The sequence below is a fragment of the Sphingomonas sp. R86520 genome (assembly GCF_042466285.1).
Lineage (GTDB): Bacteria > Pseudomonadota > Alphaproteobacteria > Sphingomonadales > Sphingomonadaceae > Sphingomonas.
In genome coordinates this window covers 3354646-3371576 of sequence record NZ_JAXHBZ010000001.1, presented here as the reverse complement: position 1 = coordinate 3371576, position 16931 = coordinate 3354646, and the positions used below count along the sequence as shown (strand labels likewise).

Here is a 16931-nt window from a genome sequence, read left to right as displayed (position 1 = left end):
AGCCGTAGGCGGCGAGGCCAAATCGGCTTCGGGCGCGCTGCAAGCATCAGGCCCCGCGCGCGATCTCCCGCCAACCGATGTCGCGGCGGTAGAATCCTTCCGCGAAGTCGATCGCCTCGACCGCGCGATAGGCGTTCGCCTGCGCCGCCGCGACGTCGTCGCCCACCGCCGTCACCGCGAGCACGCGCCCGCCCGATGCGACCAGACCGCCATCCTCGATCCGCGTGCCCGCATGGAACACGATGCCCCCCGCCGCACGCGCGGAATCGAGCCCGACGATCGCGCCGCCGGCCTTGGGCGTCCCCGGATACCCGTCGGCCGCCATCACCACCGTCAACGCGGTCTCGTCGCTGAACTTTGCGGCCGGCATCTCGCTCAGTCGTCCTTCCGCGGTTGCCAGCATCGTCGCGAGCAGGTCGCCCTGGAACCGCATCATCAGCACCTGCGTCTCGGGGTCGCCGAACCGCGCGTTATACTCAATGAGCTTGGGCCCCTGCGGCGTCAGCATAAGGCCCGCGTACAGCACGCCCGAGAACGGCATGCCCTCCGCCGCCATCGCCGCCACGGTCGGCGCGACGATCTCGTCGATCGCGCGCTTCTCCAGCGCGGGCGTGAGGACGAGGGCAGGGCTGTACGCGCCCATCCCGCCGGTATTCGGCCCGGTATCGCCCTCGCCGACGCGCTTGTGATCCTGCGCGGAGCCGAACGGCATCAGCGACACGCCGTCGGTCAGCACGAAGAGGCTCGCCTCCTCGCCCTCCAGGAATTCCTCGATCACCGCCTCGGCGTTCGCGTCGTCAGCATACAGCGCGTCGAGCGCCCCGGTGACCTCGCCTGCCGAGAACGCGATGACCACGCCCTTGCCCGCGGCCAGGCCGTCCGCCTTGATGACCACCGGCAGCGAGAAGGTCGTGGCGATCGCCGCCTCCGCCTCGGCACGGCTACGAACCCGGACATAGCCCGCCGTCGGGATGCCGGCGCGCAAGCACAGATCCTTGGTAAAGCCCTTCGACCCTTCCAGTTGCGCTGCCGCCTTCGATGGCCCGAACGCCGGAATGTCCGCCGCCCGCAACGTATCGGCCAGCCCGTCGACCAGCGGCGCCTCGGGCCCGATCACGACCAGCCCGACGCCGTGCTCGCGCACGAACGCGACGACCGCGGCGTGATCCGTCGCATCCAGCGGCACGAGCGTCGCAAGCCGCGCGATCCCGGGGTTGCCCGGCGCCGCATACAGCGTATCGAGGCCGCGAGATTGCACCAGCTTCCACGCGAGCGCATGTTCGCGACCCCCCGAGCCCAGCAGCAGGACGTTCATGCCCGATCCTTTTTCCGATGACGTGTCCAGTGACATGGGGCGGCTGGTAGCCGAGCAGGTCCCCGGCGACAACGCACTCGCCATGTCGGTCGGCGAACTCGCGTTCAAGCTGAAGCGGATGGTCGAGGGCGAGTTCGGCCATGTCCGCCTGCGCGGCGAGATATCGGGCTGGAAACGCGTCGCCTCCGGGCATTGTTACATGTCGTTGAAGGACGATCAGGCGGTGATCGACGGCGTCATCTGGAAGGGCAATGCGTCGAGCCTTGCCTTCGTGCCGCAGGACGGCATCGAGGTGATCGCCACCGGCAAGCTCACCACCTATCCCGGCCGCTCGAAATACCAGATCGTCATCGAGCGCATGGAGCTGGCCGGCGCCGGCGCGCTCATGGCGCTGCTGGAAAAGCTAAAGGCCAAGCTGGCAGGCGAGGGGCTGTTCGACGGCACTCGCAAGAAAGCCCTGCCATTCCTGCCGCAGGTGATCGGCGTCGTCACCTCGGGCACCGGCGCGGTGATCCGCGACATCCTCCACCGCCTCGAGGACCGCTGCCCGACGCACGTCATCGTCTGGCCAGTGAAGGTGCAGGGCGAGGGCTCGGCTGCCGAGATCGCCGCCGCCGTCCGCGGCTTCGACGCGATCGCCCCTGGCGGCCCGGTGCCGCTTCCCGACCTCGTCATCGTCGCGCGCGGCGGCGGTTCGGTCGAGGATCTGTGGTCGTTCAACGAGGAGGTCGTCGTCCGCGCGGTCGCCGCCTGCACGATCCCGATCATCTCCGCGGTCGGCCACGAGACCGACACCACCTTGTGCGATTTCGCCGCCGACCTGCGCGCGCCGACGCCGACCGCGGCCGCCGAGATCGCGGTGCCGGTGCTCGCCGACCTGCGCCTGACGCTCGACAGCCACCGCAACCGCACCGAACGCTGTGCGCGCCGGCACGTCGAGCGCGGTCGCGAACGGCTCGATGCGCTCGCCCGGCTGCTCCCGAAGCGCGACCAGCTGCTCGGCCCCCAACGCCAGCGCGCCGACGATTTCGCCCAGCGCCTCGACCGCGGGCTGGAGCGCCGCCTGACCCTGGCGCGCGGCAGTCTCGACCGCTCGGGCGCAGCACTCCGTCCCGCCACCCTCGAACGCAAACTCGAAGCCAAACGCGCGCAGCTCGACGCGACATGGCGCCTCGTCCGGTCGCTCAACCCCGACGCGATCCTCGACCGCGGCTATGCCCGCGTCACCGCGCGCGCCGGCGGCGAGACGCTCGCCTCTGCCAAGGCCGCGCAGGGGGCGGGCTCGCTGACTCTCCACTTCCGCGACGGCACCGTCGACGCGCTCACCGACACCGGCCTTGAGCGGCCCACCGCCAAAACCTATGTTGCCCCCAAGGCCAAGCCCGCGCCGGACGCGACGCCGCGCCAGCCGACCCTGTTATAGAAGAGCCCGACCATGCTGATGTCCAACTCCGACCGCGCCGCGCGCCTGCACTATATGGCCAATGGCTTCCGCGTGCTCAGCCCCGGCGATCACGTCCCCTGCGCGGCGACCGGTCACCGCATCGCGCTCGAAGACCTGCGCTACTGGAGCGTCGTCCGCCAGGAAGCCTATGCGACCGCCGCTGCTGCCAGCGAAGCGATGGCGCCACGATGAAGCGCGCGGGGGCACTCCTGCTGCTGGCCGCGACGCGCGCGGTCGCGCAGCAGGCGCCGCCCCCGATTACGGCCAGCCAGACTGCCTTCCGCTGGACCGGCACGCTCAGCCAGGGCGGCCTGATGCTCGGCACTGCTCCCGCCGGTACGCGCGCGGTAACACTCGACGGCAAGCCGATCGCGCTGTCCCCCGACGGCCGCTTCCTCGCCGGCTTCGACCGCGACGCCGGAGCGCAAGCGACCCTGGTCGCGACCTTCCCGGACGGTCGCGCCGTCACTCAGCCGCTGGCGATTGCGCCTAGGGCGTGGCGGCTCGAGCGGCTCGATACGCTGCCGAAATTCCCCGCGCCCGACCCCGTCATCGCAAGACTCCGCCCCCCGGAACTCGCCCAGATCGCCGCCGCCCGCGCGCGCATCACCGACGCCCAAGGCTGGCGCCAGGCGTTCGCCTGGCCCGCCACCGGCCGCGTCTCGGGGCTGTTCGGCGCCCAGCGGATCTACAAGGGCGAACCCGGCAGCTATCATTCGGGCACCGACATCGCGAAGCCCACCGGCGCGATCGTCACCGCCCCCGCCGACGGCGTCGTGATCCTCGCCGCAGATCACCCCTTCACGCTGGAGGGCAACCTGCTGATGATCGACCATGGCATGGGCCTCAACAGCGCGTTCCTGCATTTGTCCCGCATCGACGTGAAGGTCGGCGATCACGTCACGAAGGGTCAACCGATCGGCGCCGTCGGCATAACCGGCCGCGCGACGGGCCCGCATCTCCACTGGTCGCTGCGCTGGAACGCCGCAAAGCTCGATCCGATGCTGGTCGCGGGTGCGATGCCCTGAGCATCTAGCCTCATTTTGTTTCACGAGACCCGCCAAACGATTAAAAATATCGCATGCTTGGCGGTACAGCCCGTCTTTTGTGTCATTTTGGACACTAGAGGCTTGCAAATTACACGTTGCGTCAGGGCGTGTCTTTACAGCTGAAAGCGGCGGCTTCATCGTCCCACCATGTCCCCGGGAGCTGATGACAGCAGCCGGGGTGTTTCCGCAGCAGATCGCGAAGCGAGCGCTGCGGGCTACGCAAAAGGGGATTTCACTTGGTAACCACGTCTCGTTTCACGTCCAAGGCACTGCTTCTTGCCGCAGCAACGCCAGTGGCGCTCATCCTTTCGGCGACATCGGGCTTTGCGCAGGACGCAGCCGCGACGACCGATACCCAGGCGACGGTAACACCGCAGGCTGCGACGCCCGCTGAGGAAACCGGCCAGGAAATCGTCGTCACCGGCTCGATCATCCGCGGTACCGATACGGGCATCTCGCCAGTCACCACGCTGACCACCGAGAATCTCGATTCGCGCGGCATCAACACGGTTCAGGCCGGTATCCAGGCCCTGTCGTCGAATAACGGTCCGGCGTTGACCAACTCGTTCACTGCCAATGGCGCGTTCGCAGCCGGTGCCTCGTCGGTGTCGCTGCGCGGCCTGTCGACCAACTCGACCCTCGTGCTGTTCGACGGTCTGCGCGCTGCCTATTACCCGCTGTCGGATGACGGTTCGCGTAACTTCGTCGATCTGAACACCATCCCGGATGACGTCGTCGAGCGCATCGACGTGCTGCGCGACGGTGCATCGTCGAGCTACGGCGCCGACGCGATCGCCGGCGTGGTCAACGTGATCACCAAGCGTAAGTTCAGCGGCATCTCCGGTCGCGCCGAAGCCGGCATCTCGCAGGATGGCGTCAACGCCAACCAGCGCCTGACACTGACTGCCGGCACCGGCGATCTCGATGAGAAGGGCTTCAACGCGTACGTCAGCGGTTTCTATTACCGCACCGAAGGCGTGTACCAGCGCGATCTGCCTGCTCCGTTCAATTCGGACAACCTGACCGGTCTCTGCAGCAGCCGTACCGGCAGCCAGCAGTGCGGCCCGAACAATATTTCGAACGGCCTTCAGTCGGATGGCACCCTCAACGGCTTCACCATCGGCACGGGGAACTACTATGTTCGTCCCGCGAACGCCGCAAACACCGTCGCGACCGGCCGCTATCAGCTGCTGAACCCGGCTGCGGGTTGCCTCAACGGCACGCCGTACAACCTGACGGCCGCTCAGTTGGCGACCACTGCGAACGCAACGGCGCCGACCACGGTCTGTCAGGTCGACAATACCAACAAGTACGACATGGTGACGCCGAACAACGAGCGCTTTGGCGGCTCGGCGCGCTTCACGGCGAAGGTCGGCGACAATTCTGAAGCGTACCTGATGGTAAACTTCCAGCAGTCGTCGAGCAACTACACGGGTCGTCCTGCCGCTATCCGCGGCAACGCGCCGGCCGGCATTCTCTTCCCGCAGTTCTCGACGTCGCAGAACCAGACGCCGGCCCTGGCCGCCGGGTCTGCCGTCCTGGCCCTGCCGGTCTATGTTTGCGCGGCTCGCGTGAACTGCACCGCCGCGAACGGCACGCTGAACCCGAACAATCCGTTCGCAGCACAGGGTCAGCTCGCTCGCCTCGTCGGCGCGCTGCCCGACACGGTGACGGAGAACGCGACACGCAGCCGCGTGTACCGTGCGGCCTTCGGTATGAAGGGCACCGTGCTCGACGATATCGACTACGACTTCAACGCGACCGCGATGCACACCGACTTGCGCATCAAGACCAACGGCTACGTGTACATTCAGCATCTGCTCGACGTCATTGCCGACGGCAGCTACAACTTCGTCAACCCCGGCCTCAACACCCAGGCGGTGCGCGACTATCTGTCGCCGGAGAACATCACCGATACGACGTCGGATCTCTACCAGGCACAGCTGACGGTGCAGAAGTCGCTCGCGACGCTGCCCGGCGGCGACCTTCGCCTCGCAGTCGGCGGCTCGATCTTCTACGAAGCAGTCGACGCACCCAGCGCCAACGACGATTACAATGGCCCGACGCAGCGTTACTTCACGCTGAATGCGTTTGGTACCAAGGGTAACCGTACGGTCAGCTCGGCGTTCGCTGAAATCAACGCGCCGATCCTGAGCGTGCTGACGCTCAACGGTTCGGGCCGCTACGATCACTACTCGACCGGCCAGAGCAACTTCTCGCCAAAGGTCGGTGCGATCTTCACGCCGGTCAAGCAGATCACGGCGCGTGGTACCTATTCGCGCGGTTTCCGTATTCCGAGCTTCGGCGAAGCGAACGCGCTGCCGACGACGGGCTATGTAACGCAGTCGGTCAACGCCATCCCGAACTCGTTCCTCGCGCAATACGGCGCTGGCTGCTCGCAGGCGACACCGAACGGTTGCCCGGCGTACATCACGACCTACTCGATCGGTCAGACGACGCTGGCATCGCCGAACCTGAAGCCTGAAAAGTCGCGCAGCTTCACTGGTGGCTTGAAGTTCGATCCGATCCGCAACGTGTCGTTCACGGTCGACTATTACAACATCAAGAAGACCGGCGCGATCACGACCGCCAACAATGCCCCGGCAATCGCCGCCTATTATGCCGGCCAGGCCATCCCGACCGGGTTCGAAGTCATCGCCGACGCGGTCGACGTCAACAACCCGAACGCGCGTCCGAAGATCGCCTTCGTCCGCTCGCAGCTGATCAATGCCGACACGATCAAGTCGTCGGGCATCGATTTCGGCATCAACGGTGCGTACGACTTCGGTCCGGTCAAGTGGACCTCCAACCTGAACGCCAGCTACATCATCGAGCTGAGCACGACGGTCGACGGCGTGAAGCAGCGCTACGAGGGTACGCTCGGCAACTTCAACCTGACCGCCGGTTCGGGCACGTTCGAGTGGAAGGGCAACTGGCTCAACACCTTCGACTTCGGCAACTTCGCGCTCAGCAGCACGGTCAACTACACGTCGGGCTACGATCTGTCGGCAACCGATCAGGGCGACGACTATAAGGATTGCGGCCAGGCACAGGTGTACACCGACTGCCACGTGAAGAAGTACATCACGGTTGATGCGAACGTGAACTTCAAGGTCACCGACCAGTTCAGCTTCTACGTCAACGCACTGAACGTGTTTAACCACCTGCCGCCAGTCGATACCGTCACCTACGGTGCGTATCTGTACAATGCGATCCAGGGCGGCGACGGCATCTTCGGTCGTCAGTTCCGTGCAGGCGCGAAGTTCGGCTTCTAAGCCTTACGCACCGGCAAAAATATGGGGCGGTTCCGCAAGGAACCGCCCCTTTTTTGTTGGCAGTATCGACCAGGTCTAGCTGGCATCAGGCCACCCGAAGCACCAGCTTGCCGTCGCCCTCGTCGACCTTGACCGTCGAGCCATCCTTGACCTCGCCGCGTAGGATCATGTCGGCGAGCGGGTCCTGCAGATACCGCTGGACCGCCCGCTTCAAGGGCCGGGCACCGTAGACGGGATCATAGCCAACCCGCCCCAGCCACGCCCTCGCGGCGTCCGTAAGGTCTAGGACGATCTTGCGGTCCGCCAGCAGCTTGTCGACGCGCGACACCTGGATATCCACGATCGGCGCCATGTGCGCCTGCCCCAGACGGTGGAACAGGATCACTTCGTCGAGCCGGTTGAGGAACTCCGGCCGGAAGTGCGACCGGACGATCTCCATCACCTGCGGCTCGACCGACGACACGTCGTCGCCCTCCGCCATGTTCGCCAGATACTGGCTGCCGAGGTTCGACGTCAGGATGATCAGCGTGTTGCTGAAATCCACCGTGCGCCCCTGGCCGTCGGTCAGCCGGCCGTCGTCGAGCACCTGCAACAGCACGTTGAACACGTCGCCGTGCGCCTTCTCGACCTCGTCGAACAGGATCACCTGGTACGGCCGCCTGCGCACTGCCTCGGTCAGCACGCCGCCCTCCTCGTACCCGACATAGCCCGGAGGCGCACCGATCAGCCGCGCGACCGCGTGCTTCTCCATGAACTCGCTCATGTCGATGCGGACCATCGCGGAGGGATCGTCGAACAGGAACTCCGCCAGCGCCTTGGTCAACTCGGTCTTGCCGACACCCGTCGGCCCAAGAAACAGGAACGATCCGAGCGGTCGATTAGGATCCTGCAACCCGGCGCGCGCACGACGGACCGCGGTAGAGACCGCCTTCACCGCATGCGCCTGGCCGATCACGCGCTTGCCGATCGTCGCTTCCATCGCCAGCAATTTGTCGCGCTCGCCTTGGAGCATCCGCTCGACCGGGATCCCCGTCCAGCGGCTGACGACGCCAGCGATGTCGTCCGCGGTCACTTCCTCGCGCAGCATCGCGCCCTTGGTCGCCCCCGCCGCCTCGTCGAGCTGGCGCTGCAACCCGGGGATCGTGCCGTAGGAAAGCTCGCCCGCCTTGGCGAGATCGCCCGACCGCTGCGCCTGCTCCAGCTCGAGCCGCGCGGCATCGAGCTGTTCCTTGACCCGCGCCTCGGCGTTGATCTTGTCCTTCTCGCCCTTCCAGCGCGTCGTCAGCTCGGCAGATTGCTCCTCCAGATTGACGAGTTCGCCCTCCAGCGTGTCGAGCCGATCGACCGACGCGTCGTCGGTCTCGCGCTTCAACGCCTCGCGCTCGATCTTGAGCTGAATGATCCGCCGGTCGAGAGTCTCGATCGCCTCGGGCTTCGATTCGACCTCCATGCGGATCCGCGACGCGGCCTCGTCCATCAGGTCGATCGCCTTGTCGGGCAGGAAGCGGTCGGTGATGTAGCGGTTCGACAACGTCGACGCGGCGACGATCGCGCCGTCGGTGATCCGCACGCCGTGATGCAGCTCGTACTTCTCCTTCAGCCCGCGCAGGATCGAGATCGTGTCCTCGACGGTCGGTTCGCCGACCATCACCGGCTGGAACCGCCGCTGCAACGCCGGGTCCTTCTCGACATATTTCCGGTACTCGTCGAGCGTGGTCGCGCCGACGCAATGCAGCTCGCCGCGCGCCAACGCCGGCTTGAGCAGGTTACCCGCGTCCATCGCGCCTTCGGATTTGCCCGCGCCGATCAGCTGGTGCATCTCGTCGATGAACAGGATGATGTCGCCCTCCGCGGCCTTCACCTCGTCGAGCACGCCTTTCAGCCGCTCCTCGAACTCGCCGCGATATTTCGCGCCGGCGATCAGCGAGCCGAGGTCGAGCGACATCAGCCGGCGGTCCTTGAGCGTATCGGGCACGTCGCCATTGGCGATCCGCAGCGCCAGCCCTTCCGCGATAGCCGTTTTCCCGACGCCGGGTTCGCCGATCAGCGCGGGGTTGTTCTTGGTCCGGCGCGCGAGGATCTGGATGGTGCGGCGGATCTCCTCGTCGCGGCCGATGACCGGATCGAGCTTGCCGTCGCGCGCCGCCTGCGTCAGGTCGCGCGCGAATTTCTTCAGCGCATCATAGCGATCCTCGGCACCCGCGGTATCGGCGGTGCGGCCTTGGCGCAAACCGTTGATCGCGGTGTTCAGCCCCTCGGGCGTCACCCCGCCGGCCTTCAACGCCTTGCCCGCCGCGGTGTTGAACGACAGCGCCAGCGCGACCAGCAGCCGCTCGACGGTGACGAAGCTGTCACCCGCCTTGTTCGCGATCTGCTCGGCCTGGTCGAGCACGCGCACCGCATCGTTGTCGATCCCCGGCGTGGTCTGCGCGCCCGAGCCCGACACGACCGGGATCTTCGCCAGCGCGAGATCGGTCTCGGAGGTCGCACGCTTGGCATCGCCGCCCGCCGCTGCGATCAGCCCTGCGGCCATGCCCTGCTCGTCTTCGAGCAGCGCCTTCAACAGATGCTCGGGGGCGATCCGCTGGTGGTTCATGCGGATCGCGACGGTCTGCGCGGATTGCAGGAAGCCTTTCGCGCGGTCGGTGAATTTGTCGATGTTCATGACGAATTCCTGTGGAAGTGGGTCGGTGTTGGCCGAAAGATGGTGTTGTATTTGGGCAACACAAGAGGCGGGCGCAGGTCGGATGCTAGGGCCCCGGCGTCACGCCAGGAATAGCGTTTATTGTCGGTATCGAAGCCGCCCCGTCATCGCTATGTTCAGGTTCGCATGCTATATGCAGCACGTGTCCACAGCGCTCCCCCATACCTACGCCATCGGCATCGAGCCGGCCGACATCGACTTCATGGGTCACGTCAACAACGCGAACTATCTGAAGTGGGTACAGGCCGCGGTGATCGACCATTGGCAGCGTCTCGCGCCCGCCGAGGCGGTGGCCGGGCACCTGTGGGTCGCGCTCAAGCACGAGATTACGTACCGCAAGCCGGCGTTTCTCGACGACGACGTCATTGCGACGGTGCTGCTCGAGAAGGTGCAGGGCGCGCGCGCGTTCTACGAGACGATCATCAAGCGCGGCGAGGATGTGCTCGCCGAAGTGAAATCGAGCTGGTGCTGCCTCGATGCCGAGACGCTCCGCCCGTCGCGCCTCGCGAACAGCGTCGTCGAGCATTTCTTCCCAAAGGCCGACCTCAGGGACTGACGGTCCCTAAACGATTAGGCCTCGGGCGATCGGTTCTCAGAAATCGATCGCCATGCCCTTCAGCTCCCAATCGCCATAGCGCGTCGGGTCGCGCGGCTCGGGATCCTTGTCCGGCACGATCGCCTCGGGTTGCGGCACCGGCGTATTCTTCGCCAGATATTCAGGTGGCTTAACGTGATCGGGGCGCTGGCCCATCGCGGCTCTCCGGATTGCGTGTTGGCGTCGTAACCGCCACATGGGCCCTGTCGCGCCGCTTTGCCACAGCCGCCGCGCCGCAAACCGAACGCGAAGGACCTTCATATGCCCGACTATACCCACGCCCCCGAGCCGCTCGGCGTTCCCACGCGCCGCGCCGCGCTCCGCCTGCTCGACGCCGTCCTGCGTCGCGGCGAGTCGCTCGAATCCGCCTTGCCGGCAGCGACCCGCGCGATCCACGGCCCAGACCGCGGCCTCGCGCATGCGATCGCCGCCGAGACGCTGCGTCGCCTGCCCGATCTCGACGCGATGATCGATTCGGTCACCAAGACCAACCTGCCCGACGACGCGAAAGCGCGGATGGCGCTGCGGATCGCGCTGGTCCAGGTGCTGATCCTCGGCACCCCCTCGCACGCCGCGATCTCGACCGTGTTGCCGTTGGTCGACGGCGGTCCGCGCAAACTCGTCCACGGCGTGTTCGGCACGCTGTTCCGCGCCAACATGCTGCTGCCCGAAGTGCCGACGCTGCCGGCTCCCGTCGAACTCCGCTGGGAAGCCGCGTGGGGCGAGGAGATGGTCGACGCCGCCGGCCGCGCGATCGCGCAGGTGCCGCCGCTCGACCTGACGATCGCCGACCCGTCCGAGACCGAAGGCTGGCGCGAGAAACTCGGCGGCGAAAGTTTCATGCCCGGGCACCTGCGCCTGGGCGACCATGATTCGGTCCCCGACATGGCCGGCTTCGGCGACGGCGCGTGGTGGGTGCAGGACATCGCCGCCTCGCTCCCCGCACGTCTGCTCGGCAAAGGGGAGGGCCATGTCCTCGATCTCTGCGCGGCGCCCGGCGGCAAGACGCTCCAACTCGCGAGCGCCGGCTGGACAGTCACCTCGGTCGACAATTCGCAGAGCCGGATCAAGCGCCTCCGCGAGAATCTCTACCGCACGCATCTGAAGGCCGAGGTCGTCAATGCCGACATCCTCGAATGGGCGCCGACCGAGCCCGCCGACAGGGTCCTGATCGACGCGCCGTGCAGCGCCACCGGCATCTTCCGCCGCCACCCCGACGTCCTCCACCGCGTCCGCCCCTCGATCATCGCCGAGACTGCGGCGTTGCAGGCGCGCATCTTCGCGCGGGCGGCGGACTGGGTGAAGCCCGGCGGCACGCTCGTCTACGCCACCTGCTCGCTCGAACCGTCGGAAGGCGAAGCGCAACTCGACGCGTTCCTCGCGACCCGCAGCGACTATTCGATCGCCCCGGTAGACCAGTCCGAACTCCCCGCCGGCATCAGCCCTACGGAAACCGGCACCATCCGCACCCTCCCAGGCATGCTGGCAGACCAAGGCGGCTGCGACGGTTTCTTCATCGCGAGATTGAAGCGCAGCTAAGAAATCCTCCCCCGCTAGGGGGAGGTGGCTGGCACTTGCCAGACGGAGGGGGAGGGGGCGACAACGCAGCGTCCGTGTCCTCCCCCTCCGTCACCTACGGTGACACCTCCCCCTTGCGGGGGAGGATTGAAACACTTCGCACCGCACGAATCCCGCGCTAGGACAAAACCATGCAACCCGTCCGCATCGCCCCCTCGATCCTCTCCGCCGACTTCTCGAAACTCGGCGAGGAAGTCCGCGCCATCGACGCGGCTGGCGCCGACTGGATCCACATCGACGTGATGGACGGCCATTTCGTCCCCAACATCTCGTTCGGCCCCGCGGTCATGAAGTCGGTCCGCGGCGTCACGACCAAGCCGTTCGACGTCCACCTGATGATCTCGCCCGTCGACGCCTATCTCGACGCGTTCGCGGAGGCCGGCGCCGACTGCATCACCGTGCATTACGAGGCCGGGCCGCACATCCATCGCTCGCTCCAGCACATCAAGGGCCTCGGCAAGCGCGCCGGCGTCGTGATCTGCCCCGGCACGCCGGCGAAGATGCTCGACTACCTCATGGACATGGTCGACCTCGTCCTCGTGATGAGCGTCAACCCGGGCTTCGGCGGCCAGAGCTTCATCCCGAGCCAGCTCAAGAAGATCAGCGCGATCCGCACGATGATCGAAAAGAGCGGCCGCGCGATCGATCTCGAAGTCGATGGCGGCGTCGACGCGGAATGGGCCAAGCGCTGCATCGAGGCCGGCGCCGATGCGCTGGTCGCGGGCACCTCGGTCTTCCGCGGCGGCCCCGACCACTACGCCGCCAACATCGCCGCGTTGCGGGGGTGAACGAACCGCACGACCCCGTGACCGATCCCGCCCCCGACGGAATCGACGAAGGCCGCCGCCTGATCCGTCTCGGCGGCGACAAGGGACTGTCGCTCGCCGATCGCCTCGCCGAGCGCTTCCACCGCCTGACATGGCGCACCCCGCTCCACACGCTGCGCCTCAAGGGGCGGTATCCGCTGAAGCTGATCGCGGTTCCCGACGACCCCATCCTCGGCGACATTCCCCGCGGCACGATGCTGCTGGAAGGCGTCCTCTCGTTCCGCGGCGAAGCGCGCGATATCGAGACGCTCGATCTTGCCAAGCCGCTTCCCAAACCCTTCGCCGAATATCTGCACAGTTTCGCGTGGCTCCGCGATCTCTCGACCGTCGCGACCCGCGCGCGGGGCGCACCGATCGCCGAATACCTCATGGGCCTCTGGCTGACCGCGCACGCCGACACCCAGGGCGGGATCGCCTGGCGCCCCGACATGTGGGGCCGCCGCATCCTAGCCTGGACCGCGCACGCGCCGCTGATCCTGTCGTCCACTGACCAGATCTACCGCTCGAAAGTGCTCAACGCGCTCGCAAAGGGCGCACTTCACCTCGATCGCAATGCCGACAAGGCCCCCGCCGGCGCGCCCCGCATCGCTGCATGGTGCGGAGTCGTCGCGGCCGGACTCCTCATCCCCGGCGGCGAACCCCGCCAGGCGTTCGGCGAGGCCGGCCTGCTCCGCGCGCTCGGCACCGGCCTGTTCGACGATGGCGGCTCGGTCTCGCGCAGCCCGGCGATGCTGCTCGATTCGATCCAGTTGCTGACGCTGCTTCAGGAAAGCTACGCCGCGCGTGGCACCGAACTGCCGGAGACGGTGGCGGTTACGCTGACCCGGATGGTCGCGGCGCTGCTCGGCGTCGCGCACGCCGATCGGGGCCTGTCGAGCTGGCAGGGTGGGGGCCCCGCCAGCGAAACGCAGGTCGCAGCCGTCATCGAAGCCAGCGGTGTCCGCACGCGCCCGCTCCGCCAGGCGCGCGACTGGGGCTATCAGCGCCTCGCCGCCGGTACCGCGGTGCTCATTGTCGACGCCGCCCCGCCGCCGATCGCGCGCCTCGTCGAAGGCGGCTGCGCCTCGACGCTCGCATTTGAATTCTCGGACGGCGCGGCGCGGATCGTCGTCAATTGCGGCGGCGCGCGCGCGGGCATCGCGCAGCTCCCGCCCGCGATGGTCGAGGGCCTGCGCTCGACGGCGGCGCACTCCACGCTGACAATCGCCGACAGCAATTCGACCGCGATCCACGCCGATGGCACGCTTGGCCGCGGCGTCGGCGAAGTCGAGCTCAGCCGCCAGGAATCGGACGCCGCCAGCCGGATCGAGGCGAGCCACGACGGCTATGTCCGCCGCTGGGGTTTCCTCCACCGCCGCCAACTGATGCTGACCGGCGACGGCCGCGAACTCCGCGGCGAGGACGCGCTGTTACCGCAGGGCCGCAAGCGCCGCGCCGGCTTGTCGTTGTTCGCGATCCGCTTCCACTTGGGGGAGGGCGTGCAGGTTTCTCCTACCGCCGATGGCTTAGGCGCGATCCTCCGCCTGCCCGGCGGCCCGCTCTGGCAATTCCGCTGCCGCGGCGGCGCGCTGGTGGTCGAGGACAGCGTCTGGATCGACGCGGACGGCCGCCCGGTCGCGACACAGCAGCTGATGATCACGGGCGAAGCCGCGGCCGGCGGCGCGAGCGTGAGCTGGGCGCTGAAGAAGGCGGTCTAGAACAAACCCACCCGGAGTAAAGCGCCCCCCCGGCGAAGGCCGGGGCCCAATTGGGAAACGTCGCTAACCGGGGACGGCACTCCGTTATTGCCACCTTTCCATTTGGACCCCGGCCTCCGCCGGGGAGGTGCAAGCTTCCTGAGTGGCTCGACAGAGCAGAGGAGCTCTGTTCCCAAACCCCAACCGACGCTAAGGCACCGCCGCACGGTGGCCTCCCCGGAACACGAAAGACTCCCATGACCAGCATCCCGATCAAGCGCGCGCTCCTGTCCGTTTCCGACAAGACCGGGATCGTCGATCTCGGCAAGGCGCTGGCCGCAAACGGCGTAGAGCTCGTCTCGACCGGCGGCACCGCCACCGCCCTCCGCGCCGCCGGTCTCGAAGTCCGCGACGTGTCGGAACTCACCGGCTTCCCCGAAATGATGGACGGCCGCGTCAAGACGCTCCACCCGATGGTCCATGGCGGCCTGCTCGCGGTGCGCGACGACGCCGGCCATGCCGCCTCGATGGCCGAGCATAAGATCGGCGCGATCGACCTCGTCATCGTCAACCTCTACCCGTTCGAGGCCACCGTCGCGAAGGGCGCCGACCGCGACACCGTGATCGAGAACATCGACATCGGCGGCCCGAGCATGGTGCGCTCGGCGGCCAAGAACCACGCCTATGTCGCGATCGTCACCGACCCTGCGGACTACGCGCTCGTCTCGGGCGGCACGACCACGCTCGACGACCGCAAGAAACTCGCCGCAAAGGCCTTCGCCACCACCGCCGCCTACGATTCCGCCATCGCAACATGGTTCGGCACCGTCGACCAGGCGGAGCAGTTTCCCGCCACCCTGCCGATCACGCTCAAGCGCGGCGACAGCTTGCGCTACGGCGAGAACCCCCACCAGTCCGCCGCCTTCTACACCGCGACCGACTCGGTCCGCGGCATCGGCCAGGCCCGCCAGCTCCAGGGCAAGGCGCTCAGCTACAACAATCTCAACGACGCCGACGCCGCACTCGAGCTGATCGCCGAATTCCGCGACGCCGCCCCCTCCGTAGTTATCGTTAAACACGCCAACCCCTGCGGCGTCGCCACCGCCGCCACGCTCGCCGACGCCTATGCTGCGGCGTTCGCCTGTGACACGGTGTCGGCGTTCGGCGGCATCATTGCCGTGAACCGCACGCTCGACGCCGAAACAGCGCGCCAGATAACCGGCATCTTCACCGAAGTCGTCGTCGCCCCCGATGCCGACGAGGAGGCGATCGCGCTGTTCGCCGCCAAGAAGAACCTCCGCCTGCTGCTAACCGGCGACCTCCCCGATCCCGCCCGCCTTGGCTTGACGGCCAAGTCGATCGCCGGCGGCTGGCTCGTCCAGGGTCGCGACAACGGTACGCCCGGCGAGTTGACCGTCGTCACCAAGCGCCAGCCGACCGAGCAGGAACTCCTCGACTGCCGCTTCGCCTGGACCGTCGCCAAGCACACCAAGTCCAACGCGATCGTCTACGCGAAGGACGGCAGCACCGCGGGCATCGGCGCCGGCCAGATGAACCGCCTCGAATCCGCACGCATCGCCGCATGGAAGGCGAAGGATGCGGCAGAGAAGGCCGGCTGGTCCACCCCGCGCACGATCGGCTCGGCGGTCGCCTCCGACGCATTCTTTCCCTTCGCCGACGGCCTGCTCGCCGCGGTAGAGGCCGGTGCGACAGCGGTGATCCAGCCCGGCGGCTCGATCCGCGACGCCGACGTCATCGCCGCAGCGGACGAAGCCGGCCTCGCGATGGTCTTCACCGGCATGCGCCACTTCCGCCACTGAGTTGGGCATGGGGCCGGCGGGGGCAAGCAAACCCCGTCGCCCCCACCCACTCCGTCATGCCGGGCTCGTTCCGGCATCCACGGTCCCGCAAACCAAACGCTGGCGAGTACGCCGATCGGTGAATGCCGGAACAAGCCCGGCATGACGGGGGAGGTGCCCGTTTTTCAAGCACCAGCATCGCACTGCACAAGTTTTAACCCACAATTCCCCGCTGCCCGCTCGCCGAGCACTTCCCACCCCTCCACACCGCAACTGGCACGCACATTGCGAGGCACCTCCCGTAACAAGGGGAAGGGGCGCGATGAAACTCGTCATTGCCATCATCAAGCCGTTCAAGCTCGACGAGGTGCGCGAAGCGCTCACCACGATCGGCGTGGCGGGCATGACGGTCACCGAGGTCAAGGGGTTCGGCCGTCAAAAGGGTCAGACCGAGATCTATCGCGGGGCCGAGTACAGCACCAACATGGTGCCGAAGATCAAGATCGAGGTGGTCTGCGCCGCCAGCCTGTCCGACCGCGTGGTCGAGGCGATCCAGGCATCGGCGAACACCGGCGCGATCGGCGACGGCAAGATTTTCGTGCTCGATGTCGGCCAGGCGGTGCGCATCCGCACCGGCGAAACCGACGATTCAGCGCTCTGAGGGGGGAC

13 protein-coding genes are annotated in these 16931 nt (G+C 67.1%); 10 read left to right on the top strand and 3 right to left on the bottom strand.

What is annotated here, in order from left to right; translation table 11 throughout:
* Window positions 1-46 precede the first annotated feature (46 nt).
* Window positions 47-1315: a phosphoribosylamine--glycine ligase gene (gene purD, locus SJY41_RS15390; RefSeq protein ID WP_380783092.1), complete on the bottom strand. Its 1269-nt coding sequence runs from the start codon at window positions 1313-1315 to the stop codon at window positions 47-49.
* Here purD and xseA point away from each other — a divergent pair.
* From xseA to SJY41_RS15370, 4 genes are all read left to right on the top strand, one after another.
* Window positions 1314-2738 (top strand): exodeoxyribonuclease VII large subunit, encoded by a 1425-nt coding sequence (gene xseA / locus SJY41_RS15385; RefSeq protein WP_380783091.1) that lies wholly within the window; start codon window positions 1314-1316, stop codon window positions 2736-2738. The two genes, purD and xseA, sit on opposite strands and share 2 nt — an antisense overlap.
* Before the next feature lie 12 nt (window positions 2739-2750).
* A complete protein-coding gene (locus SJY41_RS15380; protein ID WP_380783090.1) occupies window positions 2751-2951 on the top strand; it encodes a DUF2093 domain-containing protein in 201 nt (66 codons plus the stop codon).
* Window positions 2948-3787: a M23 family metallopeptidase gene (locus SJY41_RS15375; protein ID WP_380783089.1), complete on the top strand. Its 840-nt coding sequence runs from the start codon at window positions 2948-2950 to the stop codon at window positions 3785-3787. Before SJY41_RS15380 ends, SJY41_RS15375 begins: the two co-directional genes overlap by 4 nt.
* A gap of 257 nt (window positions 3788-4044) precedes the next feature.
* A complete protein-coding gene (locus tag SJY41_RS15370) occupies window positions 4045-7083 on the top strand; it encodes a TonB-dependent receptor domain-containing protein (protein WP_380783088.1) in 3039 nt (1012 codons plus the stop codon).
* Between the two features lie 85 nt (window positions 7084-7168).
* Here the strand turns inward: SJY41_RS15370 and clpB are convergent, their stop codons facing one another.
* Entirely contained in the window at window positions 7169-9748 is a 2580-nt protein-coding gene (gene clpB / locus SJY41_RS15365) for an ATP-dependent chaperone ClpB (RefSeq protein WP_380783087.1), read from the bottom strand.
* A 172-nt stretch (window positions 9749-9920) separates the two neighbouring features.
* Here clpB and SJY41_RS15360 point away from each other — a divergent pair, with 172 nt between their 5' ends.
* The gene (locus SJY41_RS15360) at window positions 9921-10343 is read left to right on the top strand and encodes an acyl-CoA thioesterase (RefSeq protein ID WP_380783086.1); all 423 of its coding nucleotides are present in this window, start codon (window positions 9921-9923) and stop codon (window positions 10341-10343) included.
* Between the two features lie 36 nt (window positions 10344-10379).
* Here SJY41_RS15360 and SJY41_RS15355 read toward each other — a convergent pair whose 3' ends face one another.
* Window positions 10380-10538 (bottom strand): DUF1674 domain-containing protein, encoded by a 159-nt coding sequence (locus SJY41_RS15355; RefSeq protein ID WP_120300733.1) that lies wholly within the window; start codon window positions 10536-10538, stop codon window positions 10380-10382.
* A gap of 105 nt (window positions 10539-10643) precedes the next feature.
* Between SJY41_RS15355 and SJY41_RS15350 the strand changes: the two genes are divergently transcribed.
* From SJY41_RS15350 to SJY41_RS15330, 5 genes are all read left to right on the top strand, one after another.
* Window positions 10644-11921 carry an RsmB/NOP family class I SAM-dependent RNA methyltransferase gene (locus SJY41_RS15350; RefSeq protein ID WP_380783085.1) on the top strand — a complete coding sequence of 426 codons (1278 nt, stop codon included), beginning with the start codon at window positions 10644-10646 and terminating at the stop codon, window positions 11919-11921.
* A gap of 170 nt (window positions 11922-12091) precedes the next feature.
* A complete protein-coding gene (gene rpe / locus SJY41_RS15345; protein ID WP_107955398.1) occupies window positions 12092-12748 on the top strand; it encodes a ribulose-phosphate 3-epimerase in 657 nt (218 codons plus the stop codon).
* Between the two features lie 17 nt (window positions 12749-12765).
* Window positions 12766-14484 carry a heparinase II/III family protein gene (locus tag SJY41_RS15340; RefSeq protein ID WP_380783084.1) on the top strand — a complete coding sequence of 573 codons (1719 nt, stop codon included), beginning with the start codon at window positions 12766-12768 and terminating at the stop codon, window positions 14482-14484.
* Between the two features lie 236 nt (window positions 14485-14720).
* Window positions 14721-16283, top strand: coding sequence for a bifunctional phosphoribosylaminoimidazolecarboxamide formyltransferase/IMP cyclohydrolase (purH, locus tag SJY41_RS15335; RefSeq protein ID WP_380783083.1), 1563 nt, complete (start codon window positions 14721-14723; stop codon window positions 16281-16283).
* 301 nt (window positions 16284-16584) lie between these two features.
* A complete protein-coding gene (locus SJY41_RS15330) occupies window positions 16585-16923 on the top strand; it encodes a P-II family nitrogen regulator (protein WP_056053652.1) in 339 nt (112 codons plus the stop codon).
* Window positions 16924-16931: the final 8 nt, after the last annotated feature.